1 protein-coding gene and 1 pseudogene are annotated in these 1,119 nt (G+C 35.0%); both read right to left on the reverse strand.

The genetic code is table 11. From position 1 onward, the window contains the following. Nucleotides 1–197 (reverse strand): annotated as a pseudogene (locus BZG74_RS15900) (glycosyl transferase); the annotation flags it as partial. Beyond that, nucleotides 194–1,119, reverse strand: a 926-nt coding sequence (locus tag BZG74_RS15460) for a glycosyltransferase (RefSeq protein ID WP_077773345.1), incomplete at its 5' end; no start/stop codon positions are given. The pseudogene BZG74_RS15900 and the gene BZG74_RS15460, both read right to left, overlap by 4 nt.

Here is a 1,119-nt window from a genome sequence, read left to right on the forward strand (position 1 = left end):
TTATCATAATAACCGAAAAAACTATCGTCCATTTTATTACAATAAGAAATTGGCTCAAAGGTTGTACGATAACGGTAATTTTTCTTATTTTTACTATAAATGATCCGTGAATAACAAAATTTCACAAATTGTTTAATGGCAGGGAACTTTGCAAGAACTCTAGCAATGTGACGCTCTAAGCCGCTATAAGTACTCATTTTCCCTCCAATAGAGTTTTATAAAAATCTTGATATTTTTGAGACATGCTCTTTGCTGAAAAGACTTCATTAGCAATTCTTTTTGCCTCTATAACAGAATGTTCATCAAACAGCTCATTAACTTGCCCCATGAGTTTTTCTAAAGAAGCCTCACCATCATTCAGACTAAACGTTTTACAAGCAGACGATGACTCACGGGCTATTTCTAAGTGTGACTCAATATCGGAAAGGATGACGGGTAAACCTGCCGACAATGCTTCAAGTACAGTGTTCGGCAGTCCTTCAGACAAAGAAGATGAAAGGAAATAATCTGCTCCTGCAAAATAATCAGGTACGTTGTTAACATTTCCAAGGAGATGAACACCATCAACATTTTTTTCTTTCAAATTTCCCATTAAAGGACCATCTCCTAAAATTACCAAACTACCTCGATTATCTTTTGACAACTTAGAAAATTCTGAAATCAGCAACTCCATATTCTTCCTTGGAATTAAGCTTCCTACAGATATAAATACTGGCCTCGCCATATTTTTGCATGGATTGAAACCACAATCATGATTATCAATAATCTCCACACCATTTTGTATGGCTTGACTCCTAATATTATTTTTCATTAATTTATTCTTTATTGTTAAAGAGCAAGAAATTACATTTCTACATTTCCGCATGTACGAGAAATGTAATGCTACCATAAACTTACTTTTTAAAAGCCCAAACTTCATCAAGTAATCCTCAGGAGGGTAATTATGCGAAGTCATAACCCAATGACTATCTACCTTTAGCTTTGACAAAAGCCCATCCGCTCGTATGCCTTGTGTATGAATCAACTCAGGCTGCAATTTTTTTATTAACGTTTCCAACTTTTTCTTAGCCCAAAACACCCCCCCTAAGCGGGATAGATTCAGAGAATATATATTAATAC

It is taken from the genome of Salinivibrio sharmensis, from assembly GCF_001995985.1.
Classification (GTDB): Bacteria; Pseudomonadota; Gammaproteobacteria; order Enterobacterales; family Vibrionaceae; genus Salinivibrio; species Salinivibrio sharmensis.